The 24549-nt window shown below is 62.0% G+C and carries 27 protein-coding genes; 22 read left to right on the top strand and 5 right to left on the bottom strand.

Features of this window, described 5'->3' with window-relative positions; translation table 11 throughout:
- Nucleotides 1-611: 611 nt before the first annotated feature.
- The gene (gene rhtA / locus C8K66_RS06150) at nt 612-1499 is read left to right on the top strand and encodes a threonine/homoserine exporter RhtA (RefSeq protein WP_108524452.1); all 888 of its coding nucleotides are present in this window, start codon (nt 612-614) and stop codon (nt 1497-1499) included.
- A gap of 167 nt (nt 1500-1666) precedes the next feature.
- Nucleotides 1667-1948 (top strand): hypothetical protein, encoded by a 282-nt coding sequence (locus C8K66_RS06145; RefSeq protein WP_017846914.1) that lies wholly within the window; start codon nt 1667-1669, stop codon nt 1946-1948.
- 131 nt (nt 1949-2079) lie between these two features.
- On the opposite strand, the gene C8K66_RS06140 is transcribed toward C8K66_RS06145, so the two are convergent.
- The 3 genes from C8K66_RS06140 to C8K66_RS06130 all read right to left on the bottom strand — a co-directional run bounded on the left by C8K66_RS06140 (nt 2080) and on the right by C8K66_RS06130 (nt 5599).
- Nucleotides 2080-3888: an aminopeptidase P family protein gene (locus C8K66_RS06140; protein WP_017846913.1), complete on the bottom strand. Its 1809-nt coding sequence runs from the start codon at nt 3886-3888 to the stop codon at nt 2080-2082.
- A 49-nt stretch (nt 3889-3937) separates the two neighbouring features.
- The gene (locus C8K66_RS06135) at nt 3938-5098 is read right to left on the bottom strand and encodes a cysteine desulfurase family protein (protein WP_108524451.1); all 1161 of its coding nucleotides are present in this window, start codon (nt 5096-5098) and stop codon (nt 3938-3940) included.
- A gap of 231 nt (nt 5099-5329) precedes the next feature.
- Complete coding sequence (locus C8K66_RS06130; RefSeq protein WP_046384132.1) at nt 5330-5599, bottom strand: hypothetical protein; 270 nt, start codon at nt 5597-5599, stop codon at nt 5330-5332.
- 398 nt (nt 5600-5997) lie between these two features.
- Between C8K66_RS06130 and msuE the strand changes: the two genes are divergently transcribed.
- From msuE to C8K66_RS06110, 4 genes are all read left to right on the top strand, one after another.
- Nucleotides 5998-6561: an FMN reductase gene (gene msuE, locus C8K66_RS06125; protein WP_046385331.1), complete on the top strand. Its 564-nt coding sequence runs from the start codon at nt 5998-6000 to the stop codon at nt 6559-6561.
- Nucleotides 6562-6570: 9 nt separating this feature from the next.
- On the top strand, nt 6571-7710 hold the full coding sequence (gene ssuD / locus C8K66_RS06120; RefSeq protein WP_079443254.1) for an FMNH2-dependent alkanesulfonate monooxygenase: 1140 nt from the start codon (nt 6571-6573) through the stop codon (nt 7708-7710).
- 77 nt (nt 7711-7787) lie between these two features.
- Nucleotides 7788-8975, top strand: coding sequence for an acyl-CoA dehydrogenase family protein (locus tag C8K66_RS06115; RefSeq protein ID WP_057005830.1), 1188 nt, complete (start codon nt 7788-7790; stop codon nt 8973-8975).
- Between the two features lie 10 nt (nt 8976-8985).
- The gene (locus C8K66_RS06110; protein ID WP_046384135.1) at nt 8986-10089 is read left to right on the top strand and encodes a sigma-54-dependent Fis family transcriptional regulator; all 1104 of its coding nucleotides are present in this window, start codon (nt 8986-8988) and stop codon (nt 10087-10089) included.
- Here the strand turns inward: C8K66_RS06110 and C8K66_RS06105 are convergent.
- Nucleotides 10078-10443 (bottom strand): antibiotic biosynthesis monooxygenase, encoded by a 366-nt coding sequence (locus C8K66_RS06105; protein ID WP_017846906.1) that lies wholly within the window; start codon nt 10441-10443, stop codon nt 10078-10080. The two genes, C8K66_RS06110 and C8K66_RS06105, sit on opposite strands and share 12 nt — an antisense overlap.
- Before the next feature lie 100 nt (nt 10444-10543).
- Here C8K66_RS06105 and soxR point away from each other — a divergent pair, with 100 nt between their 5' ends.
- The 10 genes from soxR to C8K66_RS06055 all read left to right on the top strand — a co-directional run bounded on the left by soxR (nt 10544) and on the right by C8K66_RS06055 (nt 18116).
- Nucleotides 10544-10984 carry a redox-sensitive transcriptional activator SoxR gene (gene soxR / locus C8K66_RS06100; protein ID WP_017846905.1) on the top strand — a complete coding sequence of 147 codons (441 nt, stop codon included), beginning with the start codon at nt 10544-10546 and terminating at the stop codon, nt 10982-10984.
- A gap of 226 nt (nt 10985-11210) precedes the next feature.
- Nucleotides 11211-11672, top strand: a complete 462-nt coding sequence (locus C8K66_RS06095; protein ID WP_017846904.1) for a VOC family protein — start codon at nt 11211-11213, stop codon at nt 11670-11672.
- Nucleotides 11673-11965: 293 nt separating this feature from the next.
- Nucleotides 11966-13168 carry a PepSY domain-containing protein gene (locus tag C8K66_RS06090; RefSeq protein ID WP_057005831.1) on the top strand — a complete coding sequence of 401 codons (1203 nt, stop codon included), beginning with the start codon at nt 11966-11968 and terminating at the stop codon, nt 13166-13168.
- On the top strand, nt 13165-13701 hold the full coding sequence (locus tag C8K66_RS06085; protein ID WP_017846902.1) for a hypothetical protein: 537 nt from the start codon (nt 13165-13167) through the stop codon (nt 13699-13701). The genes C8K66_RS06090 and C8K66_RS06085 overlap by 4 nt, the downstream gene beginning before the upstream one ends.
- Nucleotides 13698-14027, top strand: coding sequence for a hypothetical protein (locus tag C8K66_RS06080; protein ID WP_017846901.1), 330 nt, complete (start codon nt 13698-13700; stop codon nt 14025-14027). The genes C8K66_RS06085 and C8K66_RS06080 overlap by 4 nt, the downstream gene beginning before the upstream one ends.
- Nucleotides 14024-14584, top strand: a complete 561-nt coding sequence (locus C8K66_RS06075) for a DUF6162 family protein (protein WP_026140009.1) — start codon at nt 14024-14026, stop codon at nt 14582-14584. Before C8K66_RS06080 ends, C8K66_RS06075 begins: the two co-directional genes overlap by 4 nt.
- 19 nt (nt 14585-14603) lie before the next feature.
- Nucleotides 14604-15524, top strand: a complete 921-nt coding sequence (locus tag C8K66_RS06070; RefSeq protein ID WP_079443253.1) for a metal ABC transporter substrate-binding protein — start codon at nt 14604-14606, stop codon at nt 15522-15524.
- Complete coding sequence (locus C8K66_RS06065; protein WP_017846898.1) at nt 15521-16267, top strand: metal ABC transporter ATP-binding protein; 747 nt, start codon at nt 15521-15523, stop codon at nt 16265-16267. The genes C8K66_RS06070 and C8K66_RS06065 overlap by 4 nt, the downstream gene beginning before the upstream one ends.
- On the top strand, nt 16264-17163 hold the full coding sequence (locus C8K66_RS06060) for a metal ABC transporter permease (protein ID WP_017846897.1): 900 nt from the start codon (nt 16264-16266) through the stop codon (nt 17161-17163). Before C8K66_RS06065 ends, C8K66_RS06060 begins: the two co-directional genes overlap by 4 nt.
- A complete protein-coding gene (locus tag C8K66_RS06055) occupies nt 17163-18116 on the top strand; it encodes a metal ABC transporter solute-binding protein, Zn/Mn family (protein ID WP_108524450.1) in 954 nt (317 codons plus the stop codon). Before C8K66_RS06060 ends, C8K66_RS06055 begins: the two co-directional genes overlap by 1 nt.
- Here the strand turns inward: C8K66_RS06055 and C8K66_RS06050 are convergent.
- Nucleotides 18097-18822 (bottom strand): UTRA domain-containing protein, encoded by a 726-nt coding sequence (locus tag C8K66_RS06050; protein ID WP_017846895.1) that lies wholly within the window; start codon nt 18820-18822, stop codon nt 18097-18099. The genes C8K66_RS06055 and C8K66_RS06050 overlap by 20 nt on opposite strands.
- 351 nt (nt 18823-19173) lie before the next feature.
- Here C8K66_RS06050 and C8K66_RS06045 point away from each other — a divergent pair, with 351 nt between their 5' ends.
- From C8K66_RS06045 to C8K66_RS06020, 6 genes are all read left to right on the top strand, one after another.
- Complete coding sequence (locus tag C8K66_RS06045; RefSeq protein WP_046491055.1) at nt 19174-20241, top strand: ABC transporter substrate-binding protein; 1068 nt, start codon at nt 19174-19176, stop codon at nt 20239-20241.
- A gap of 113 nt (nt 20242-20354) precedes the next feature.
- Entirely contained in the window at nt 20355-21161 is an 807-nt protein-coding gene (locus C8K66_RS06040) for an alkaline phosphatase family protein (RefSeq protein WP_057005836.1), read from the top strand.
- Between the two features lie 5 nt (nt 21162-21166).
- A complete protein-coding gene (locus tag C8K66_RS06035) occupies nt 21167-22003 on the top strand; it encodes an ABC transporter permease subunit (RefSeq protein ID WP_164887057.1) in 837 nt (278 codons plus the stop codon).
- Nucleotides 21990-22790 (top strand): ABC transporter permease, encoded by an 801-nt coding sequence (locus C8K66_RS06030; RefSeq protein ID WP_017846891.1) that lies wholly within the window; start codon nt 21990-21992, stop codon nt 22788-22790. The genes C8K66_RS06035 and C8K66_RS06030 overlap by 14 nt, the downstream gene beginning before the upstream one ends.
- The gene (locus C8K66_RS06025; protein WP_057005837.1) at nt 22787-23776 is read left to right on the top strand and encodes an ABC transporter ATP-binding protein; all 990 of its coding nucleotides are present in this window, start codon (nt 22787-22789) and stop codon (nt 23774-23776) included. The genes C8K66_RS06030 and C8K66_RS06025 overlap by 4 nt, the downstream gene beginning before the upstream one ends.
- 31 nt (nt 23777-23807) lie before the next feature.
- Nucleotides 23808-24461, top strand: a complete 654-nt coding sequence (locus C8K66_RS06020) for an HAD family phosphatase (RefSeq protein ID WP_017846889.1) — start codon at nt 23808-23810, stop codon at nt 24459-24461.
- The last annotated feature ends 88 nt before the right edge of the window (nt 24462-24549 follow it).

Below are 24549 nucleotides of genomic sequence, written 5' to 3'. Positions count from 1 at the left end.
TGCTGATAATCTTGTTGACTATCAGTCTGACTCCACAAGCACCCACACGAATTGCTTGATTCAGTTGTTAAAGAGCGGTTGGTTAAGATCTTTCGTCTCAACCGAGGCGCGCATTCTACAGCAGCCTCATTTGCTGTCAAGTGATTATTTTAAGAAGTTTTCAAAGTTTCCTTTGTAACTTCAACCACTTGCGCTTCCGATCTCTCGTTAGCGGGAGGCGAATTCTACAGCGTTACACGCTGCTGTCAACACCTCTTTTTCTCCGCTTTCGACCGAGAAGATCGAAACGTCAATAGAGCCAAACAACACTGCTCTACCAACTCCTTCCAGGCTTCGATGAACTGAAGCAGGTCGCTGTCGAATCTCGTGTAACTCTTTGTTTATCAAGGAGTTTTCCGTTTCGACTGCGCCGGAAGTGGGGCGAATTATAGACGTCCAGGATTTGCCGTCAACCTTTAATTTGGTTTTTCTATCAAACAGCGGAAAACCTCCCAATCCACTCTATATAGAAGGTAGAAAACTGATAATTGAGCAATATATTGCTCAGCGACACACACTTAAGCATCATAGGGCTCTTTGCTACTCAAATATGACCTCGGACGAACACCCCAATGACCACCTCCCCTCGCAGCCTGGCCTCGGCACTGTTTCCCGTCGGCCTGCTGTTGATCGCCATGGCTTCCATCCAGTCCGGCGCTTCGCTGGCCAAGACCATGTTCCCTGTCGTCGGCGCTCAAGGCACCACCACGCTGCGCCTGATTTTCGCCAGCATCATCATGTTGCTGATATTGCGCCCATGGCGGGCCACGCTGACGGCCAAATCCCTGCGCACCGTGATTGTTTACGGAATGGCGTTAGGCGGCATGAACTTCCTCTTCTATATGTCGCTGCGCACAGTCCCTCTTGGTATTGCGGTAGCCCTGGAGTTCACCGGGCCGCTCGCCGTCGCCCTCTATGCATCGCGCCGCGCGGTGGACTTTCTGTGGATCGCCCTCGCGGTTGTCGGTCTTCTGCTGTTGATCCCCACGGGAGAAACCAGCACCGGGATCGACCTGGTCGGTGCGGCTTATGCACTAGGCGCAGGTGTTTGCTGGGCGCTCTACATTCTGTTCGGCCAAAAGGCAGGGAATGACAACGGCGTGCAAACTGCTGCCCTCGGCGTCATGATCGCCGCCTTGTTCGTCGCACCGATCGGCATCGTTCATGCGGGCGCGGCATTGCTGACGCCTGCGCTGATTCCAGTTGCCATCGGCGTCGCCATCCTGTCCACGGCGCTCCCCTACACCCTGGAGATGGTCGCGCTGACTCGCCTGCCCGCCCGTACTTTCGGCACCTTGATGAGCATTGAGCCCGCATTCGGCGCGCTCTCGGGTCTGTTCTTCCTGCAGGAGCATTTGTCGCTCGCACAGTGGCTGGCCATCTCCTGCATTATCCTGGCCTCCGTTGGCGCCACGCTGACCATGCGAAACGAGGCCAAACCTCTAGTACCAGCCGATTAATCATCTTTGACGGTAACTCTGGTATTTGCCGCTCATTTGGGCCATGTTTAGGCCGCAAACAAATGTCATTCATGGAGAGTTTCGACAAGGACAGCGCGAACGCTACAATCGAGAGCGAGTAAAGCCAGCTTCAGGCAATTTTTTCGAAGCGGCTATTAAGGATGGGAATGAAGCGAATTTTGATACTGTTAATGGTCGTGGCCATTGCTGGCTGTGCCGCGACCACCAAGACAGAAGTGAAACGGGGCAAAAAAGGGCTGCATATCAACTGTTCCGGGCTGTCCTCCTCCTGGGACCAGTGCTACACCAGTGCAGTCAACTCATGCGGCGCCAAGGGCTACCGGGTTATCGCCAAGTCCGGTGACAACTCCGAAGAGCCTGGGGACTACCCCTTCGGCCTCAACCCTGCCGGCTACACCAGCCGGAGCATGATCGTCATCTGTAAATAGCGGCCCGAGCAGTCCACTTCCGACTGCTCCGCAGCGCCCACCGAACGCCTCGACCCCGCGCAGCCCTTCGCGACGCTGCGACCGGCCGCCTGCGCGTAAATCACAAGCGGCACTTGCCGAGCAGCGACCGATCAAATAGCCGCGGTGCGTACCTGCAACCACTCCAGCGCAGCGCCACTGAGCAATGGGCTCAAACGCTGACACACCTCGGCATGGTACGCATTGAGCCACTGGCGCTCCTCAGCCGTCAGCAACGACGGTTCCAGACAACGGGTATCGATCGGGCACAAGGTCAGGGTTTCGAACTCGAGGAACTCACCGAACTCGGTCTTGCCCGCTTCGCGATTCAACACCAGGTTCTCGATACGCACGCCCCAACGCCCCGGACGGTAAGTACCCGGTTCAATGGAGGTGATCATGCCCGGCTGCATCGCGGTTTGCGGCGCAGTAGCGGCCTGGTAGGCGATGACCTGCGGACCTTCATGCACATTGAGGAAATAACCTACACCGTGCCCCGTGCCATGGCCGTAGTCCACACCTTCGGCCCAGATCGGCGCGCGCGCGATGGCATCGAGCAGTGGCGACATAATGCCCTTGGGAAAATGAGCACGGGACAGGGCGATCACCCCCTTGAGCACGCGGGTGCAATCACGCTTCTGTTCATCACTCGGCGCTCCGATAGGCACCATCCGCGTGATATCGGTAGTACCGCCCAAGTACTGGCCACCCGAGTCGATCAGCAGCAGGCCATCGCCTTCGATCAGCGCATGCTCTTCTTCGGTGGCGTGGTAATGCGGCATCGCGCCATTGGCATTGAACGCAGCGATGGTGTTGAAACTCAGCGACACATAACCGGGACGGCGGGTACGTGCGGCCGTCAGGTGTTCGTCGATGGTCAGTTCAGTGATGCGTTCACGGCCCAGCGCACTCTCCAGCCAGGCGAAGAATTCGCACAAGGCCGCGCCATCCTGCTCCATGGCCAGGCGGATATGTTCCGCGTCGGCCAGGCTCTTGCGGGATTTGGCAAGCGTCGTCGGGTTCAGCCCTTCCACCAGCTTGACGCTGGCGTCCAGGTGTTCCAGCAAACCGGCGGTCACGCGTGCCGGATCAACCTGCACACTCGCGCCCGATGGCACCGCGCGCAGGGCATCGGCGACTTCGCTGTAATCGCGCAAGGTCACGCCATCCTGCTCAAGCACCGCCCGCAGCGCGGCATCGACTTTGCTCAGCGCCACAAACAGCGTGGCCTGTTGCGCATTGATCAGGGCGAAGGACACAAACACCGGGTTGAACGATACATCGGCACCGCGCAGGTTAAACAACCAGGCGATGTCATCCAGGGTGGCGATGAAGTGCCAGTCGGCGCCCTTTTCTTTCAAGCTGGCGCGCAGTGCAGCGAGTTTTTCGCCACGGCTGACGGTGGCCTGCGGTGGCAGGTGCTGATAGATCGGCTGATTCGGCAACGCCGGGCGGTCGCTCCAGACTTCATTCAACAGGTCGATATCGGTACGCAGGCGAGCACCGCGCTCCGCCAGTTTACCGCCCAAGGTACGCGCCGACGCCACGGCCATTACCGCACCGTCGACCGCCACCACGGCGCCCTGCGGCGTCTGTTCGGCCAGCCACTCCAGCGGGCCAGGTTGACCCGGCTGCAGCTTCACCAACTCGATACCGCTGCCCTTGAGTTCCTTGGTCGCTTGTTCCCAGTAGCGGCTGTCGGCCCAGACACCGGCGAAATCCGCGGTGACGATCAGCGTCCCCACCGAGCCGTGGAAGCCCGACAACCATTGACGCCCCTGCCAGTAGCCCGGCAAGTATTCGGACAGGTGCGGGTCAGCGGACGGCACCAGCAAGGCATGAATGCCTTCGCGGCGCATCAATTCACGGGTATGCGCCAGGCGCTGGGGAACCGTTCCATGGGTCAAAGGCTGCGTACTCATTGTGTCTCCTGCTAACCACGAATAATTGTTATGGATTACGAATGAAGAATCAGACCGCCCAGAACGCCGGCGCACTGGCAAGGGCGGCCTTGATCAACTGCACGGCCTGGTCGATATCCTGCTCGGTGGTGAACCGCCCCAGGCTCAAGCGAATGGTTCGACCGGCGCTGCGGGCATCATGCCCCAGCGCCAGCAGCACATGGGAGGGCGCATTGCTCGCCGAATTGCAGGCCGAGGTGGCGGAAAAAGCAATGCCCGCACTCAAGGCCGCGGCGTTGAACTCGCCTTCACCGAAGGTGAGGCTGAGGGTGTGGGGAATGCGCTGGGTGGCGCTGCCATTGAGACGCACACCGGCGACCGACGCCAGTTGATCGAGCAAACGCTGGCGCAAGGCCACGATCGCCGCCTGCTCTTCACTGAACGCCTGCGCCGCCAAGGCGAACGCCGCGCCCATGCCCGCAATCTGGTGGGTTGCCAGTGTACCGGAGCGCAAGCCGCCCTCGTGGCCACCGCCGTGAATCTGCGCCAACACCTTCCGCTGCGCCCGCGGCCCGACATACAGCGCGCCGATCCCCTTGGGGCCATACACCTTGTGCGCGGAAAACGACATCAAATCCACCGGCCATTGCGCCAGGTCGATCGCCACCTTGCCCGCACCCTGTGCCGCGTCCAAATGCAACAACGCGCCGTGTTCACGCACCCGCGCGCCAATGGCGGGGATGTCGTTGAGGGTGCCCAACTCGTTGTTCACCAACATCAGCGATACCAGGAAGGTGTCCTCACGCAGTGCTTCACTCACCGCCTCGGCACTGATCAACCCATCGGCGTCCGGCGCCAGGTAGGTCACCGCTACTCCGGCCTCCTGCATCTGCCGCGCGGTGTCCAGCGTAGCCTTGTGCTCGATCTGGCTGGTGATGATATGCCCACCCGCCAAGCCCCGCGCTTGAGTCACCCCCTTGATCGCGAGGTTGTTGGACTCCGTCGCGCCGGACGTCCAGACGATCTGCTCCGGCTCGGCACCGACCAACTCGGCCACCTGGCGACGCGCCTGTTCAACCGTTTGCCGGGCCGCTTGGCCGAAGGCGTGGGAGCTGGACGCAGGGTTACCGAAATTGGCGTGCAAGCCCAGACACTCGACCATCACCTGGATGACCCGCTCGTCCACCGGGGTGGTGGCGGCGTAGTCGAAATACAACGGACGTTTATTCATAACCTTAGGGACTCGCAGAGCAGGTTCCCGAGAGCAACGTCTCAGGGGCATCGACCGGAACAGAGGTCGTCAGGTTTACCCGATCGAATGCCATTAAAAAAGGACCACTTGACGTAAATGTGCGTAGGAACGCTCCTGAAATTCAGCTTAACAGGCTGACATAGCGCCATGGCAAACAAAAAGCCCGAGGCTTCTTGAGAAACCTCGGGCTTTTTGCCACTGAGCACCGGCTCAACTGGGGCGGCCATGCAGGGTCACATTACGTTCGGCGTTCATTTCGCCCTGGTGAGCAAAACTGAAAGGTTGTTGTGCCTGACCGGTCAGGGCAGCCCGCTGGCGTTGATATTCGTCAAACGACAAGCCGCGACGGCTCAACGCCTCCAGCGCCAGTTCCCGGGTTTCTTGCGCCGTGTAAGGGCGTAATTCAGGCGAAGGATGGGTCGCACAACCGGCAACGACAGAAGTGACGAGTAATAAGGAAACAGCAAAAAATCGGTTCATGGCGACGGCTCTGCGAAGAAGGTCTCAAGTCAATGAACACAGGCTACTCCCGACCCTGGACAGTGAAAAATCACCATCCGTGATAGTCGCTATCACCCGTCGCCACACCCTCATCAGCGCCACCTTTATATTCCTTTAAGATCTATAAATATAGAAATACGTTCATTTACGGAATAACCATAACCCTCTATAAATGGCTCCACGCGAATTCGACACTGTTCGCCAGGCAACTGTTGCGCAGGCAACAGCCATTCAACAAAACACCAGGCAGACAACAGCAACGTTTTTCAGCAGTGAGCCCGCAGCCCAGGCGGATCAAGGCCTGCAGCCGTTGGTACAGCTCTTGCTCAGACCGGCTCACTTCCCCTGCTATGCCACTGTTGAAAAAGGAACTGTTCATGACCCGTCCCCTGAATGTCGTTGCCCTCTCCGGCGGAACCTGGCGCCCGTCCCGTACCCTGGTGTTGACCCAGGCCGTGCTGGCCGAACTGGCGACGTTGTTGCCGATCCAGACGACCCTGATCGAACTCGGTGATATCGCCCGGCCACTGGGCGGCGCACTGTCGCGCGATGAGTTGCCGGCCGAGGTCGAATCCCAACTGTTGGCCATCGAACAGGCCGACTTGCTGATCGTCGCCGCACCGGTCTATCGCGGTTCTTATCCAGGCCTGCTCAAGCATCTGTTCGACCTGGTTGGCCTCAACTCGCTGATCGACACCCCTGTGCTGCTGGCCGCCACCGGCGGCAGCGAACGTCACGCGCTGGTACTCGATCACCAGTTGCGCCCGCTGTTCAGCTTCTTCCAGGCCCTGACCTTGCCGATCGGCGTATATGCCACCGAAGCCGATTTCACCGATTACCAAATCACCAACGAAGCCTTGAAAAGCCGTATTCGCCTTGCGGCAGAACGCGCAGCCCCTTTGTTCGCCGCGCACGCCCCCTCACTGTTGAAAATCGCTTAAGGATTCGTCATGGATGTTTTCTGGTTTCTGCCCACTCATGGCGACGGTCATTACCTGGGCACCACCCAAGGTGCCCGTCCGGTCACCCTCAATTATCTGAAGCAAGTCGCCCAGGCCGCTGACAGCCTTGGCTACTACGGCGTGTTGATTCCTACCGGGCGTTCGTGCGAAGACTCCTGGGTAATCGCCTCGGCGCTGGTGCCGCTGACAGAACGCTTGCGCTACCTGGTGGCAATTCGCCCTGGCATCATCTCGCCCACAGTGTCGGCGCGCATGGCGGCGACCCTGGATCGCCTGTCCAACGGCCGCCTGCTGATCAACGTCGTGACCGGCGGCGACCCCGACGAAAACCGCGGCGACGGCAGCTTCCTCGACCACCGCGAACGCTATGAAGTCTCCGACGAATTCCTCAAGATCTGGCGCCGCGTATTGCAGGGCGAATCGGTGGACTTCGAAGGCAAACACCTGCGTGTGCAGAATGCCAAGGCACTTTACCCACCGGTGCAGAAGCCTTATCCACCGCTGTACTTCGGCGGCTCCTCCGACGCCGCCCACGACCTCGCCGCCGAACAGGTGGACGTGTACCTGACCTGGGGCGAACCACCCGCCGCCGTCGCCGAAAAACTCGCGGATGTACGTGAACGGGCCGCGCGCCGCGGGCGGACCGTGAAGTTCGGCATCCGCCTGCATGTGATCGTGCGCGAGACCGAAGAAGACGCCTGGAAAGCCGCCGACAAACTGATCGAACACATCAGCGACGAGACCATCGCCGCCGCGCAAAAATCCTTCTCGCGCTTTGATTCCGAAGGCCAGCGCCGCATGGCCGCCTTGCACGACGGGCGCCGCGACAACCTGGAAATCGCCCCCAACCTGTGGGCCGGTGTCGGCCTGGTCCGTGGCGGTGCCGGCACGGCGCTGGTAGGCAACCCGCGGCAAGTGGCCGAGCGGATCAAGGAATACGCGGATTTGGGCATCGAGAGTTTCATCTTTTCCGGCTACCCGCACCTCGAAGAAGCCTATCGCTTCGCCGAGTTGGTGTTCCCGCTATTGCCGGAACCCTACGCCAGCCTGGCCGGGCGCGGTGTCACCAATCTCACCGGACCGTTTGGCGAGATGATTGCCAATGATGTGCTGCCGGCCAAGGCCTGAGAATGCTGAGATCGCACCGTTGATCTGCATTGCCCAATAGACAGCACACGGCATTAGAGCCCTATGAGGAACACCGCGTGACAGCCAACCCCCACAGCGTCCTGCCCTCACCTTTGCAGACCGCCAGACAGCTCGCCGCCGAATTCGCCCTCACCGCCGTCGAACGCGACGAGCGCGGCGGCACGCCAAAAACCGAACGGGATGCCCTGCGCCAAAGCGGTCTGCTGGCCCTGAGCATTCCCACTCAATACGGCGGCCTTGGTGCGCGCTGGAGCGACACCCTGGCCATCGTGCGTGAATTCGCCAAGGTCGACAGCTCCATCGCTCATGTCTTCGGTTTTCACCACCTGATGCTCGCTACGGTGCGCCTGTTTTCGCGGCCGGACCAATGGCAGCCGTGGTTCGAACAGACCGCACGCAAAAACTGGTTCTGGGGCAACGCCCTCAACCCGCTGGACACGCGCACGCAGGTCAAGGATTTCGGCGGTTGGCGTGAGTTCTCCGGCAAGAAGAGCTTCTGCTCCGGCGCCAGCGACTCGGAAATGCTGATCGCCTCGGCGGTGGATGAGAGCGCCGGCGGCAAGTTGCTGATCGCCGCCATCCCCAGCGGGCGCAGCGGCATCACCTTGCACAACGACTGGAACAATATCGGCCAGCGCCAGACCGACAGCGGCAGCGCCAGTTTCGAACGGGTGCGCGTCGAGGAGTCGGAATTGCTGCTCGACCCGGGCCCTCTGAGCACACCGTTCGCCTGCCTGCGCCCACTGATCGCGCAGTTGACCTTCACGCACATGTTCCTCGGCATAGCCGAAGGTGCCTTTGATGAAGCGCGCAACTACACCCTCACCGAAACCCGTGCGTGGCATAAATCCACCGCCGAGGATGTGCGCCAAGACCCTTACGTGCTGCACCACTACGGCGAATTCTGGGTGGCCCTGCAAGGTGTGCGCCTGTTGGTGGAACGCGCCGCCGCGCTGCTCGATCAAGCCTGGGCCCAGGGGCCGAACCTCAGCGAAAACGAACGCGGCCAACTGGCCATCGCCATCGCCACCGCCAAGGTCGCCGCCAGCCGCCAGGGCCTGGAGTTGTGCAGCCGCCTGTTTGAAGTCACCGGCGCGCGCTCCACCCATGCGTCACTGCGCCTGGACCGGCACTGGCGCAACCTGCGCACGCAAAGCCTGCACGACCCGGTGGACTACAAACTCCACGAACTGGGGGACTGGGCGTTGAACCAGTCCCTGCCGACTCCTACGTTCTATTCATAAAGAGGTGCCCATGCAGCTTTTAACCTTACCGCCCTCGCCCGCCCTCGCCACCTCGATCCGCGCCACGGCCCAGGTCTTCGAAGACCCGAAATCCCAGGCACTGCTCGACCATATCCAGCAAGTGGCGCCCAGCGAAGCCAGCGTGTTGATCATCGGCGAAACCGGGACCGGTAAAGAGCTGGTGGCGCGCCACATTCATAACCTCAGCGCACGACGCAACCGGCCCTTCGTGGCGGTGAACTGCGGGGCGTTTTCCGAATCGCTGGTGGAAGCCGAGCTGTTCGGCCATGAAAAAGGCGCCTTCACCGGCGCCCTCAGCGCCAAGGCCGGCTGGTTCGAAGAGGCCGACGGCGGCACCTTGTTCCTCGATGAGATCGGTGATTTGCCGATGGCGATCCAGGTCAAATTATTGCGCGTACTGCAAGAGCGGGAGGTAGTGCGCCTGGGCTCGCGCAAGAGCATTCCCATCGATGTGCGCGTGCTTGCGGCGACCAACGTGCAGCTGGAAAAAGCCATCAACGCTGGGCACTTCCGTGAAGACCTCTACTACCGTCTCGACGTGGTCAGCCTGGAACTCAGCCCGTTGCGCGAGCGTCCCGGCGATATCCTGCCGCTGACCCGACACTTCATCGAAGCCTACAGCCAGCGCCTGGGCTACGGCCCGGTCACCATCAGCCGCGAGGCCGAACACAAGCTGAAAAACTACAGCTGGCCAGGCAATATCCGCGAGCTGGAAAACGTGATTCACCACACCTTGCTGATCTGCCGCAATGGCGTGATCGAACGCGACGATTTACGCCTGTCGAACCTGCGCATCGAGCGTCAGGACGACAGCCCGCACGGCACCGACAACAGTGCCGAAGCCTTGCTGGAACGGGCCTTTCAAAAGCTGTTCGAGGAACAGGCCGGTGCCCTGCATGAAAAAGTCGAGGACGCGTTGCTGCGTGCCGCCTACCGCTTCAGCCACTACAACCAGGTCCACACCGCCAACCTGCTGGGCCTGAGCCGCAACGTCACACGCACGCGCCTGATCAAGATCGGCGAACTGGCGGTGAACAAGCGCCGTCCGGGGGAAAACGTTCAGGGTGAGCGCATGCTGCACCTATCCATTTAAACGGCAGTGCAACGCATTGTCATGGCTGCGCTCGAAACTGTGCAGCACCTGGAACGAACCGAAGGTCACGGCCGTGGCCTGGTGGGCGCGTATCAGTGTCCAGAAATCTTCCTCGCCGTGCTCAACGCACTGGAAGGCCGCCTCGCCGTCCTCGCGTGAGCGCCATTGCAGGTAATTGAGTACCCGCCGCCCGTCATCGCTGACCTGCACACTCGCATTGAGAAAGCCGCCGTGCCCTTGGGCCAGGCGCTCGCTCTGGATGGACAATGCCGCGACCAGGGCGAGCTGTTGCTGGGGCTCGACCTGAAACTCGATCAATTGAGTGAAACTGCGATTCTTCTCTGATACCTGCATGAACACTCCCCTTTCTCTGTAGGCAGAATCTTGTGATTCGATACCACGCAGGGTAAAACCTCTAGTTAAGTCAAGGTCAAGGGTTAATCCGGAGTTTTTCATGGTTACCAAGGAGCTTACTGTTGGCCAACTGTCAGCCCGCAGCGGCGTGGCGGTCACGGCCCTGCATTTCTACGAAACCAAGGGGCTGATCAAAAGCAATCGCAATGCCGGCAACCAGCGGCGCTACCCGCGCGATGTACTGCGCCGGGTGGTGGTGATCAAGATCGCCCAGCGCCTGGGGATTCCGCTGGCGACGATTGGTGAAGCGTTGCAGGCCCTGCCGGATGGACGCACGCCGACGGCTAAAGATTGGCAGCGTTTGTCGGCATCGTGGCGGGCAGATCTGGACGAGCGCATCAACAAGCTGATGCTCCTGCGCGACAAGCTCAATGGCTGTATTGGCTGTGGATGCCTGTCGCTGGAAGCCTGCCCGTTGCGCAATCAGGGCGACCTGCTCGGTGAGCGTGGGCCGGGGGCTCAGTTGTTGGAGCCCAGCTGAAAAACCGCTCCCTGTGGGAAATGTTCACCTTAAACCCCAGGAACAGCGCCGCGCCCTGAGCCCCGTGATGTCGCTGCGGCTGGCGCCCGCCGCAGCACTTATGGAGGAACGATCTGCCTGTTCACTGTTGCCTGGGCAACACCTCGTCGGTTGCCCGCAAGCCACGGCTGGCGTGGCCTATAGTGAAAGGGCCGTCCCTTCATAAACACAATTCAGGGAGAATGATATGAGCGTAAAACCTATCCCCGAGGGCTATCACAGCATCACGCCCTACCTGGGCGTCGAAAAAGCCGCCGAAGCCATCGAGTTCTACAAAAAAGCCTTCAACGCCACGCAAGTCATGCGCCTGGACATGCCCGACGGCAAGGTCGGCCACGCTGAACTGCGTATCGGAGACTCGGCGATCATGCTCGCCTCGCCCTGCGGTGAAATGGCCTTCGGCAGCCCGCGCGATGGCCACACCAGTGTCGGCCTGCATTTATATGTGGACGATGTCGACGCGCAGTATCGACAAGCGGTCGCAGCCGGCGGCCTGTCCATTTCCGAACCCAAGGACCAGTTCTACGGCGACCGCTCCGCCACGCTGAGAGATCCGTTCGGTCATGTGTGGTTCCTCGCCTCCCGCAAGGAGAATCTGAACGAAGCACAAATCCGCCAGCGCGCCGAAGCGCTGTTCAAGCAAGGCTGAGCCTGGGACCGGGCTTGCTCGCGATGGCGGGGTGTCAGGCGGTGCCTGACCGAGCGCCATCGCGGGCAGGCCCGCTGCCACTGTTTGATCGAGGGTCGGCTTGAGACGGGGGCTGCCCAGCACCGAGGCCTCAGCGCCACGAATGTGAATCTGAAACATTTGCTTTCATATCTGGGTTAGGGATTTCTCATTCTCATCCGTCTTAACTTAGATACAGCCTGTCGCGTCAGCAAAAGCTACGACTGGCCTTTTCCGGGCCCTCATTGCCCCCTCCGATCAAGACTCCCATTCACATGTCGAAGAAGTCGCGCTCAAAACTCTGGTTTCTCGTACACAGCTGGCTGGCATTACCCATCTGGTTTTTTGTACTGATCGTCTGCGTCACCGGCACCCTGGCGGTGGTCAGCCAGGAAATCGTCTGGCTGGCCAACCCGGAAATCCGCGCCAGCAAGCCGTCGGACGACGCAGAACCGCTGAGCTATGACCAGGTGATCAACGCCATCAAACGCGCCGAGCCCCTGGTGATCGTGCAATCCATCATCCGCCCGGACGAGTCGCACTTCGCCCTGAGTGTCACCCTCAGCTACCCCGACGGGCGCTCGGTGGAGGTCTATGTCAACCCTTACACAGGGGCGATCCAGGGCATCAGCCCGGCGTTCGACTTCAAACAATTCACCCGCGCCCTGCACGGTTGGTGGCTGGTGCCATTCACCAATGGGTTCAGTTGGGGCTGGTACCTGGTCTCCGCGCTCGGCCTGCCGTTGCTGGCGTCGTTGATCACCGGGCTGGTGGTGTACAAGCGCTTCTGGAAGGGCTTTTTGCGCCCGACCCTGCGCATCCGCCATGGCGCGCGGATCTTCTGGGGCGACTTCCATCGCCTGAGCGGTATCTGGTCGATCTGGTTCATCGCGGTCATTTCCATCACCGGCACCTGGTTCCTGATTCAGGCGATCCTGGGGGATAACCAGATTTCCATCTCCAGCGAACCCATCGTGCCGGTCATCGCCCGGGAGAACGTGCCGACGTCCGCCCCCGGCGTGCCGGCGCCGATGATTGCCCTGGACGACGCGATCGAAATCGCCAGCCAACGGATTCCGGGGCTGGAGACCAGCTTCGTGTTCCTGCCACTCAATGCCTACAGCCATCTGCAGATCGGCGGGCGGGGCTGGTACCCGTTGATGTTCCAGACCGCGCAGATCAACCCCTACACCGGCGAAGTGGCGGTTTCGCACCTGCTGTCCAACCGCTCGACGCTGGAGTTCGTCACCGAGTCCATGCGCCCGCTGCACACCGGCGACTTTGGCGGGCTGTGGATCAAGCTGATCTGGGCATTCTTCGGCCTGGTGTTGAGCATGATGGTGTTGAGTGGCCTGCTGATCTGGACCAAACGCACGGCCCTGGCCACCCTCCATGCCCTCAAGCGCAGCCACAAGGCGCCGCGCCAGGCGGCAGCGGTCGCGGCCCTGCAGGCTGAAATGACGGAGGGCAACCAATGAGCAAGGTCGCTGCCGCAACGCCTTCGCCACTGCGCGCCGTGTGGCTGAAATGGCGGTTCCACCTTAACGTCCTGCTGTTGCTGGTGCCCCTGGGCTTCATGCCCAAGTACTTTGCCGACGCCGCGCTGTTTCGCGGTGACAGCGGCATCGGCGAGCGGGTGGCCGGCGAGGTGCAGGTCGGGCCCTGGAGCCTGACCCTCGCCGAGTTCCGCAACGAAGGCCCGCGCCCCGACCCGGCCGGCCCGATGAAATTCTTCAATGCGGCCCTGTGCGCCAACTGCGCCGAGCAGGTCAAGGCAACCTACCTGCGTATCGGCAAACCGCGCAGCCTGCGCGCCGCCGGGGTGATCTTCTTCGGCACGCCGTACCGCATGGGCGCGCTGCTGCCGGTGCCCGAGCGCACGCCGGCCGACGCCGAACTGTGGGTCACCATGGAAGGCTGGGACGGCACGATGCACCAGGGTTCCATTGCGCTGAGCCAGGCCTCGCCTGCCACCATTGCCTGGCTGAACAAGCAAGGAGTCAAACCATGACATTGATACGCCTGAGCCGCGCCTGCGCCACGTTGTTGCTGTGCGCCGGTTTCTGTCCCACAGCCGTGGCCCACAACCCGATGTGCGAATGCAAGGAAATCCCCGGCGAACAGATCCAATGCACCGGCGGTTTTTCCGACGGCAGCGGCGCCCCCGGCGTGACCCTGGATGTGATCGGCTACGACGAAACCATCCTCGTGCCCGGCAAGCTCGGCGCGGACTCGACCCTGACCTTCAAGAAGCCCTCAGCCGAGTTCTACGTGCTGTTCGATGCCGGCCCCGGTCACGTCGTTGAAATCGACCAAGCGGATATCCCGTCCCAATGAGTACGACACAGGTGGTACGCCCAGCCGGGGCCGGGCACGAAACCCTCTATGTCCTGCTGCTGTGCCTGATCATCCTGGCGGTGGCCGGTACGGTGGTGGCCCTGCACGGTGAAACCCAGGCCGTGGTTGCCGTGCCCAGCCACCAGTTGGACGCGCGCCGCGACCTCAGCGCCGCCGAGCAAGGCATCTACGCCGACCTGCGCGTGACCCTGGATGAAATCCACTGGCTGCAGCAGGCACACAGCGCCCTGCCGACGCCCGCGCAACTGGCCGAAGAAGGCTTTGCGCCCTTTGCCCAGGACGCCAGCTCGGTCAGCCGTGGCGATCATCGCTGGCAGTTGCTGGCGCCGTCGGCCTACCTCGGCGTGAGCCAGGCGCCGGCCACCAGCGGCTCGCTGCTGATGCGGGTAACGGGCGCCGAGCCGGACATCTGGCTCAACCGCCGCCCAGACCTGGCCGCCCCCGCCGACCTCACCGACCAGGCGCTGATCGCGGCCGGCTGGCAGCAAGTGGTCGCGCAATTCGACGCCGGCGTGACCCGCCAGCACCGTCACTGACCGAGAAAACCGAGTGCCCATGTCTATTTCATCGCCCCTTGTACGCCTGCTGCTGGTCAGCCTGATCAGCCTGCTGCTCGCTCCGCTGGCCAACGCCGAGGCAGCCAAGCGCCTGCGGATCGGCATCACCCTGCACCCTTATTACAGCTACGTCGCCAACATCGTCGGCGACAAGGCCGAGGTGGTGCCGCTGATTCCGGCCGGTTTCAACCCACATGCCTACGAACCGCGCGCCGACGACATCAAGCGCATCGGCACCCTGGATGTGATCGTGCTCAACGGGGTCGGCCACGACGATTTCGCCGACCGCATGATCGCCACCAGCGAGCGGCCGGACATCCCGGTGATCGAAGCCAACGCCAACGTGCCGCTGCTGGCCGCCACCGGCAACGCCGCGCGCGGCGCCGGCAAGGTGGTCAACCCGCACACCTTCCTGTCGATCAGTGCCTCGATTGCCCAGGTCAACAACATCGCCCGCGAACTGGGCAAGCTCGACCCGGACAACGCCAAGACCTACATCCAGAACGCCCGCGCCTACGGCAAGCGCCTGCGGCAGATGCGCGCCGAGGCCCTGGCCAAGCTGACCCGCGCGCCCAACCCGGACCTGCGCGTGGCCACGGTCCACGCAGCCTACGACTACCTGCTGCGCGAGTTCGGCCTGGAAGTCACCGCCGTGGTCGAGCCGGCCCACGGCATCGAACCCAGCCCGAGCCAGTTGAAGAAAACCATCGATGAATTGCGCGCCCTGGATGTGAAAGTGATCTTCTCGGAGATGGATTTCCCGTCCACCTACGTCGAGACCATCCAGCGTGAATCCGGGGTCCGGCTGTACCCGCTGTCGCATATCTCCTACGGCGAATACAGCGCTGAAAAGTACGAAGTGGAAATGACCGGCAACCTCAACACGGTGGTGCGGGCGATTCAGGAGTCGGGGGCATGACGGCGGCGCAACGCTTGAGCATGGTCAGCGTCGGCCCGACGATCGACTTCGACAAGGTGTCGCTGACCCTGGGCCGCACCGTGATCCTCGATGGCGTGAGCTTCCAGGTGCAGCCAGGCAGCATCCATGCACTGGTGGGCCCGAACGGCGGCGGGAAAAGCTCGCTGATCAAAACGCTGCTGGGGCAAACGCCGCACCAGGGGCAACTGCGCCTGACGTGGCCGGACACGCCCGGCACCATTGGTTATGTGCCCCAGGCGTTGGAGTTCGACCGCGGCCTGCCGATGACCGTGGATGACTTCATGGCGGCGATGTGTCAGCGGCGCCCGGCGTTTCTCGGGCTGTCCAGGCATTACGCCGGCGCCATCGGCGAGGCCCTGGAGCGGGTCGGCCTGCAGGACAAACGCAAACGGCGCATGGGCGCGTTGTCGGGCGGTGAACGTCAGCGCGTGCTGCTCGCCCAGGGGCTGATCCCGGCCCCGCAATTGCTGGTGTTGGATGAGCCGATGTCGGCCCTTGATGAAGCCGGTATCCAGGTGTTCGAACGTCTGCTCAATGACTGGCGCCGCGCCGGGATCACCGTGCTGTGGATCGAGCACGACCTGGACGCCGTGGGCCGCCTCGCCGACCGCGTCACCGGCCTGAACCGCCGCGTGCTGTTCGACGCCACACCCAAAGCGGCACTGACCCCGGATCGCCTGCTGACCCTGTTCTCCACCCATCCTCGGAGCCTGGCGCCATGAGTTATGAAGCGTTTCGCCTGATGGTCCAGGGCTGGGCCTCTTCCGGTTACCTGCCGGAGGCGCTGGCCTATGGTTTTGTGGTCAACGCCCTGCTCGCGGGCCTGCTGATCGGCCCGGTGCTGGGCGGCCTGGGGACGCTGGTGGTGGTCAAGCGCTTTGCGTTTTTCTCCGAAGCGGTCGGCCATGCCGCGCTGACCGGCGTGGCCGTGGGCATTCTGCTCGGCGAACCCTACACCGGGCCCTATGGCGCGCTGTTCGGCTACTGCCTGCTGTTCGGCATCCTGCTCAATTACCTGCGCAACCGCACCGGCCTGGCGCCGGATACCTTGATCGGGGTGTTCCTCTCGGTGTCCCTGGCGTTGGGCGCAAGCCTGCTGTTGATACTGGCGGGCAAGATCAACGTTCACATCCTGGAAAACGTGCTGTTCGGTTCGGTGTTGACGGTCAATGGCAACGACCTGCTGGTGCTGGCGATTGTCGGTTCGCTGGTGATGGCCCTCGCCCTGCCGCTGTACAACCGCATCATGCTCGCCAGCTTCAACCCGCAATTGGCGGCGGTACGCGGGGTGGCGGTGAAGACCCTGGATTACCTGTTCGTGATCCTGGTGACATTGATCACCGTCGCAGCGGTCAAGGTCATCGGGGCGATCCTGGTGGGCGCGCTGCTGGTGATTCCGGCAGCGGCGGCACGCTTGCTGAGCCAGTCGCTCAAAGGCTTCTTCTGGGTCTCCGTGGCGATTGCCACCGTCAGCACGTTGTGCGGCATCCTGCTGCCGATCATCTTCGACCTGCCCATCCCCTCCGGCGCCGCGATCATCCTGGTCGCCGGTATCGCCTTCGCCCTCGCCGCCATCGCGCGCGGCACCGTGCCCAGCCTCAAAGGGAATCTTGGATAATGCACCCTGTCTTTCGCTCACTGGCCTTGGCCATCGCTTGCCTGACCAGCGCGTCGGCGCTGGCCGTCGACGGTTTTGATCCGAAGAGTTTCAAAGTCAACCAAGGCCTGGGCCACGCCGCGCTGACCAAAGCGAAAAAACCTGTGAAGGTCCTCGCCTCGTTGCCCATTACCTATGGCCTGGCGGAGCTGCTGCTTAAAGGCAGCGACGTACAGCTCGAACGCGCCGCGCCGGCCAACCTGCCCGGTTCGCGGCAGGTGTCCTACTTCACCGGTCGTGGCGCGCCGGCCTTGAGCACGTTGGCGATGGATGCCGATGCCGTCATCGGCTTGCGTTCGCTGTGGGCCGATGACCCGCTGTACCCGGTGGCGCGACGCAGCAATATCCGCATCGTCGAAGTGGACGCCGCGCGCCCGGTGGACGGTGGCCTGCCGGGGATCGCGGTGCAACCGGGCGTCAGCGATGGCTTGAACAGCCAGCCGTGGCAATCGAGCAACAATATGGGGCGCATGGCCGATGTGATGGCCGCCGACCTGAGCCGCCTGGCACCGGGCGCGAAGGCGCAAATCGACGCGAACCTGGCCGCCCTCAAGCTGCGCCTGCTCAAGCTCACCGCCGACAGCGAAGCACGGCTGGCCCAGGCGGATAACCTGAGCGTGGTCAGCCTGAGTGATCACTTTGCGTATCTGCTCGGCAGCTTGAACCTGGAAGTGCTCGACACCGACGCACGCCCAGATGCCGACTGGACACCCGAGGCCTTACAGCAACTGAGCAGCCGCCTGAAGGACCACGAGGTGGCCGTGGTGCTGCACCATCGCCCGCCAAGCGCGGCGGTGCAAACCGCGGTGACGGCCGGGGGCGCGCAACTGCTGGTCTTGAACGTCGACAGCGCCAACCCGGTGACGGCGTTGGAAAGCAATGTGGATCAACTGATCAAGACGCTGAGCCCATGACATCCACGCCCACGTGGATGGCATCATGCCGCCAGAACTCCAGGTCGCAGTCGATCAAACGCTGATGCTGGTCATAGTTGACCCGGGCGATACGCAAGCCCGGGCTGCCCACCGACACGCGCAACGCGGCGGCGGCTTCCACCGGCAGTGAGGTCGGCACAATCTCGAAGCGTACCCGCCCGTAGTGCAAATCGTACTTGCGCGCATACAGCTCGGTCATCGACTGGTTCAGGTCGCAGGCCAGAATCCCGGGGAAATACTGCGGGTTCAGGTAGTGCTCCACATACAACACCAGGCGCTCATCGATCCTGCGCCGGCGGCAGATCTGGATCACGCTGGACAGCGCCGGCAATTGCAGCCACGCGCACACCGCCGCCGATGCCGGTTGCAGCCGCGCGCTGATCACCTCGGTCGACGCCACGCGCCCCTGATCGTTGACCATTGCGTGAAAGTGGCTGCGCTGCATCAGGTTGTAGGCCAGGCGCGGCGGCGAGACAAACCAGCCACGGCGCTCCTCGCGATAGATCTGGCCTTGGGCCTCCAGTTGTAACAAGGCTTCCCGCACCGTAATCCGGGTGGTACCAAACAACTCGCTGAGCTTGCGCTCGGCGGGCAGTTTGCTGGCTGGCGGCAAAAGGCCATGGTCAATCTGCTCTTGCAGCGCCAGGCCGATGGATGTCACCGCCTTGATTGCCTCATCACGCATCAACGTTACCTATCTGGACTAGACCAGCACCGTTCAGGTGCATAAACCGCTCAATAAATGGGCTTGTATCACTGCATGCCAGCCTAGGCATTGCAGATGACCGACAGATGACAACCCCGGTCGAGCCTCGTGACAAACCCTGCAATCCGTCGGCCAAGTCCAAGGCCTGCGGGCGCTTGGGCATGGTCTACGCTAAACCTGCACCGAGCGACATCGGCGCTTCAAAAACGACATCGACATGAAACTGTCATCCATCCCGCCTAGATTGGCTCAGGTATTGCTGACCTAGACCAACACCACCGCTAACGTTCATATAAAACGCCGCGTTGAAAACGCCCAAAGGAGCTTCGGATGAAACAGCTTTTCCTGGCATCACTGTTAGGCTCGACCATTGCCATGTGCACCGCCGCCATGGCCGCTGATACCGATCTAAAAACGCTCGAAGCCGCCGCAAAAGCGGAAGGCGCCGTCAACAGCGTCGGCATGCCCGATGACTGGGCCAACTGGAAAGGCACCTGGGATGACCTGGCCAAGACCTACGGCCTCAAGCACATCGACACCGACATGAGCTCGGCCCAGGAAATCGCCAAGTTCGCCGCCGAGAAAGACAACGCCAGTGCCGATATCGGCGACGTCGGCGCGGCCTTCGGCCCGATCGCGGTGAAACAGGGCGTGGTCCAGCCTTACAAACCAAGCACCTGGGCCCAGGTCCCGGATTGGGCGAAAGATAAAGACGGCAACTGGGCGCTGGCCTACACCGGCACCATCGCCTTTATCGTCAACAAAAAGCTGCTGCACGGCTCGGACGTACCAACCAGCTGGGCTGACTTGAAGAGCGGCAAATACAAGGTCTCCATCGGTGACGTGAGCACCGCCGCCCAAGCCGCCAACGGTGTGCTGGCCGCCGCCATCGCCAACAAGGGCGACGAGAAAAACCTGCAGCCGGCCCTGCTGATGTTCGCCGACATCGCCAAGCAAGGTCGCCTGTCCCTCGCCAACCCGACCATCGCCACCATGGAAAAGGGCGAAGTGGAAGTCGGCGTAGTCTGGGATTTCAACGGTTTGAGCTACAGAGCCAAGATGGCCAACCCGGATGACTACGTGGTGCTGATCCCATCGGACGGTTCGGTGATTTCCGGCTACACCACCATCATCAATAAATACGCCAAGCACCCGAACGCCGCCAAACTGGCCCGCGAATACATCTTCAGCGACGCCGGCCAGATCAACCTGGCCAAGGGCAATGCGCGGCCGATTCGCGCCGAACACCTGACGTTGCCGAAGGAAGTGCAGGACAAGCTGCTGCCGAACGAGCAATACAAGCACGTCACCCCGATCAAGGATGCCGACGCCTGGGAGAAGAGCTCCAAGGCACTGCCGCAGAAGTGGCAGGAAGAAGTCATCATCAATATGCAGTAATGCCTGAGCTGTAGATGCGGTCAGTGTGGGAGCAGGCTTGCCTGCTCCCACATTTGTTCCGGTCCCAACCGCAAACCCGATCCAAACCCATCTGTTGCGGAGCGTCTCCCCCTATGAAGCACAACGTCATCCTTGTGGTGCTCGACGGCCTGAACTTCGAGGTTGCCCGTCATGCCATGGGGCATCTGCAAGCCTACGTCGGCGCAGGACGCGCAGCCCTCTACAAACTCGAATGTGAACTGCCGTCACTCTCCCGGCCGCTCTACGAATGCATCTTCACTGGCGTGCCGCCGATCGACAGCGGCATCACCCACAACCATGTGTCGCGCCTGTCCAACCAGCGCAGCCTGTTCCATTACGCCCGCGACGCCGGTCTCACCACCGCCGCGGCGGCCTATCACTGGGTCAGCGAGTTGTATAACCGCACGCCCTTTATCGCCGCCCGTGACCGGCATACCGACGACAAGACCCTGGCGATCCAGCACGGGCACTTCTACTGGCAGGACCACTACCCGGATTCGCACCTGTTCGCCGACGCAGAAAGCCTGCGCTGCAGACACGCGCCGAACCTGCTGGTCGTCCACCCGATGAACATCGACGACGCCGGTCACAAGCACGGCCTCGACAGCGCGCAATACCGCAACAGCGCACGCTCGGCCGACATCCTCCTGGCCGACTACCTGCAAGGCTGGCTCGACGCCGGCTATCAGGTGCTGGTGACCGCCGACCACGGCATGAACAACGACCGCTCCCACAACGGCCTGCTGCCGGAAGAACGCGAAGTGCCGCTGTTCGTGATCGGCTCGGCCTTCACCTTCGATCCCGACGCCACGCCCAGGCAAACCGAGCTGTGCGGCACCGTCTGCGCGTTGCTGGGCGTGCCCCACGACAAACCTGTCTGCCGGGAGCTGTTGAAGTGAGCGCCATGACCCGCAGCAAATGGCTGGCGATCCTCTGCCTGATGCCCTTCGCGCTGTTCTTCATCGTGTTTGAAATTGCCCCGCTGGCGTGGGTGATGATCAACAGCCTGCAATCGGAAGAGTTCGGCTGGGGCCTGGCCAACTTCAGCAAAATCTTCAGTTCGAAGTTCTACCTGCAGGCGATCCAGTACAGCCTGGAGATCAGCTTCTACTCCAGCGTGTTCGGCATCATCATTTCGGTGCTCGGCAGCTACTCGTTGCGCCGCGTGGACTCGCCGCTGCGCAACTTCGTCACCGCCTTCGCCAACATGACCAGCAACTTCGCCGGCGTGCCCCTGGCCTTTGCCTTCATCATCCTGCTCGGTTTCAACGGCAGCATCACCATCATGCTCAAGCAGGCCGGGATCATTCAGGACTTCAACCTGTACTCCAAGACCGGCCTGATCATTCTCTACACCTACTTCCAGATCCCGCTGGGCGTGCTGCTGCTCTACCCGGCCTTCGATGCGTTGCGCGAAGACTGGCGCGAGTCCGCCGCCCTGCTGGGTGCCAACGGCTGGCAGTTCTGGCGCCACATCGGCCTGCCGGTGCTGACCCCCGCGCTGCTCGGCACCTTCGTGATCCTGCTGGCCAACGCCCTCGGCGCCTACGCCACGGTCTACGCGCTGACCACCGGCAATTTCAACGTATTGCCGATCCGGATCGCGGCGATGGTGTCCGGCGACATCTCCCTGGACCCGAACATGGCCAGCGCCCTGGCCGTGGTGCTGGTGGCGCTGATGACCGTGGTCACCGTGGTCCATCAATTGCTGCTCAAGAGGAGCTACCATGTCTCGCGCTGAAGCCGGCCCGGCCTCTCTCTACCACCGGGTGGTGGTGTACCTGTTGTTCGCGATCCTGGTGCTGCCGCTGATCGGCACCTTTGTCTACTCCATTGCCAGCAGCTGGTCGGCGACGATCTTGCCGGCCGGCTTTACCGTGAAGTGGTACGTGCAACTGTGGAGCGACCCGCGCTTTCTGATGGCTTTCGGCCAGTCCCTGCTGGTGTGCGTGGGCGCGTTGATTTTGTCGGTGGTGCTGATCCTGCCGCTGCTGTTCGTGGTGCATTACCACTTCCCCAGGCTCGACGCGTTGATGAACATCCTGATCCTGCTGCCGTTCGCGGTGCCGCCGGTGGTGTCGTCGGTGGGCCTGCTGCAACTCTATGGCTCCGGGCCGCTGGCGATGGTGGGGACGCCGTGGATTCTGATCGGCTGCTACTTCACCGTGGCGCTGCCATTCATGTACCGCGCGATCACCAACAACCTGCAAGCCATCAACCTGCGCGACCTGATGGACGCCGCGCAACTGCTCGGCGCCAGCACCTGGCAGGCAGCGATCCTGGTGGTGCTGCCCAACCTGCGCAAGGGCCTGATGGTGGCGTTGCTGCTGTCGTTTTCGTTCCTGTTCGGTGAGTTCGTGTTCGCCAATATCCTCGTGGGCACGCGCTACGAAACCCTGCAGGTGTACCTGAACAACATGCGCAACAGCAGCGGCCACTTCACCAGTGCCGTGGTCATTTCCTATTTCTTCTTTGTGCTGGTGCTGACCTGGGCCGCCAACATCTTGAACAAGGACAAAAGCCAATGAGCTTCGTCAGCGTCCAACACCTGCAAAAAGGCTACGCCGGCACCCCGGTGTTCAGTGACATCAACTGCGAGATCGCCAAGGGCGAATTCGTCACCCTGCTCGGCCCGTCCGGCTGCGGCAAGTCCACCTTGCTGCGCTGCATCGCCGGCCTGACCTCGGTCGACAGTGGCCAGATCCTCCTCGACGGCCACGACATCGTGCCCTTGAGCCCGCAGAAACGGCAGATCGGCATGGTGTTCCAGAGCTATGCGCTGTTCCCCAACATGACCGTGGAACAAAACGTCGCCTTCGGCCTGCGCATGCAAAAGGTCAACGCCGACGACAGCCACAAACGCGTGCAGGACGTGCTGCAACTGGTGGAGCTCAAGGAGCTGGCCGGGCGCTACCCGCACCAGATGTCCGGCGGCCAGTGCCAGCGCGTGGCCCTCGCCCGCTCCCTGGTGACCCGCCCGCGCCTGTTGCTGCTGGATGAACCGCTGTCGGCGCTGGATGCGCGCATCCGCAAGCACCTGCGCGAGCAGATCCGCCAGATCCAGCGCGAGTTGGGCCTGACCACGATTTTCGTGACCCATGACCAGGAAGAAGCGCTGACCATGTCCGACCGGATCTTCCTGATGAACCAGGGCAAGATCGTGCAAAGCGGCGATGCCGAAACCCTCTACACCGCGCCGGTGGATGTGTTTGCCGCCGGGTTTATCGGCAACTACAACCTGCTCGACGCGGACAAGGCCAGCCAACTGCTGCAACGGCCGATCAGCGGGCGCATCGCGATTCGCCCGGAAGCCATCGAACTGAGCCGCAGCGGCGAACTCGACGCCCTGGTGCGCAGCCACAGCCTGCTGGGCAACGTGATTCGCTACCGTATCGAAGCGCGCGGCGTGGAATTGGTGGTGGACGTGCTCAACCGCTCGGCGGACGATCTGCACCCCGACGGCCAGCGCCTGGCACTTTCCATCGACCCGAGCGCACTGTGTGAAGTAGCCTGAGCAGCAGTGATTTTTTAAGAGAGTGTGACGGATGGCATTGGTAATTTTTGATTTGGACGACACCCTGATCCACGGCGACTGCGCCACCCTGTGGAGCGAGCAGATGGGCCGCCTGGCCTGGGTCGACCCCGAGTCGTTCATGCGCAAGAACAACGAACTGATGGACGCCTACAGCCAGGGCAAGCTGGCCATGGAAGAGTTCATGGACTTCAGCCTGGAGCCGATGATCGGCCGCACGCCGGAGGAGATCGAGCACCTGGTGGAGCCCTGGGTCGAGGACGTGATCGAACCGCTGATCTACAGCGACGCCACCCGCACCATCGCCCGCCACCGCGCGAACGGCGACCGGGTGCTGGTGATTTCCGCGTCGGGCACCCACTTGGTCACGCCAATTGCGGCGCGTATCGGCATCGACGAAGTGTTGGGGATCGAGCTGGATGTCAGCCACGGCGTGTACAGCGGCCGTACCGTCGGCGTCCTGACCTACCGCGAAGGCAAGATCACCCGTTTGCTCGAATGGCTGGAGCAGGAAGGGGAAACCCTGGAAGGCGCGTACTTCTATTCGGATTCGCGCAATGATCTGCCGCTGCTGCTGAAGGTGGATAACCCGCAGGTGGTGAACCCCGACCCGGTATTGCGCGAGCACGCCGAAAAAGCCGGCTGGCCGGTCCACCGCTGGGCCTGATTCGACCAAAATCCAAATGTGGGAGGGGGCTTGCCCCCGATGGCGGTGTATCAGATGAAATATTCTTCACTGACACACCGTCATCGGG

This window comes from Pseudomonas sp. GV105 (genome assembly GCF_003058185.1).
Lineage (GTDB): Bacteria > Pseudomonadota > Gammaproteobacteria > Pseudomonadales > Pseudomonadaceae > Aquipseudomonas > Aquipseudomonas veronii.
The sequence above is the reverse complement of the archived record's forward strand: the minus strand, read 5'-3'. Positions and strand labels throughout refer to the sequence as shown.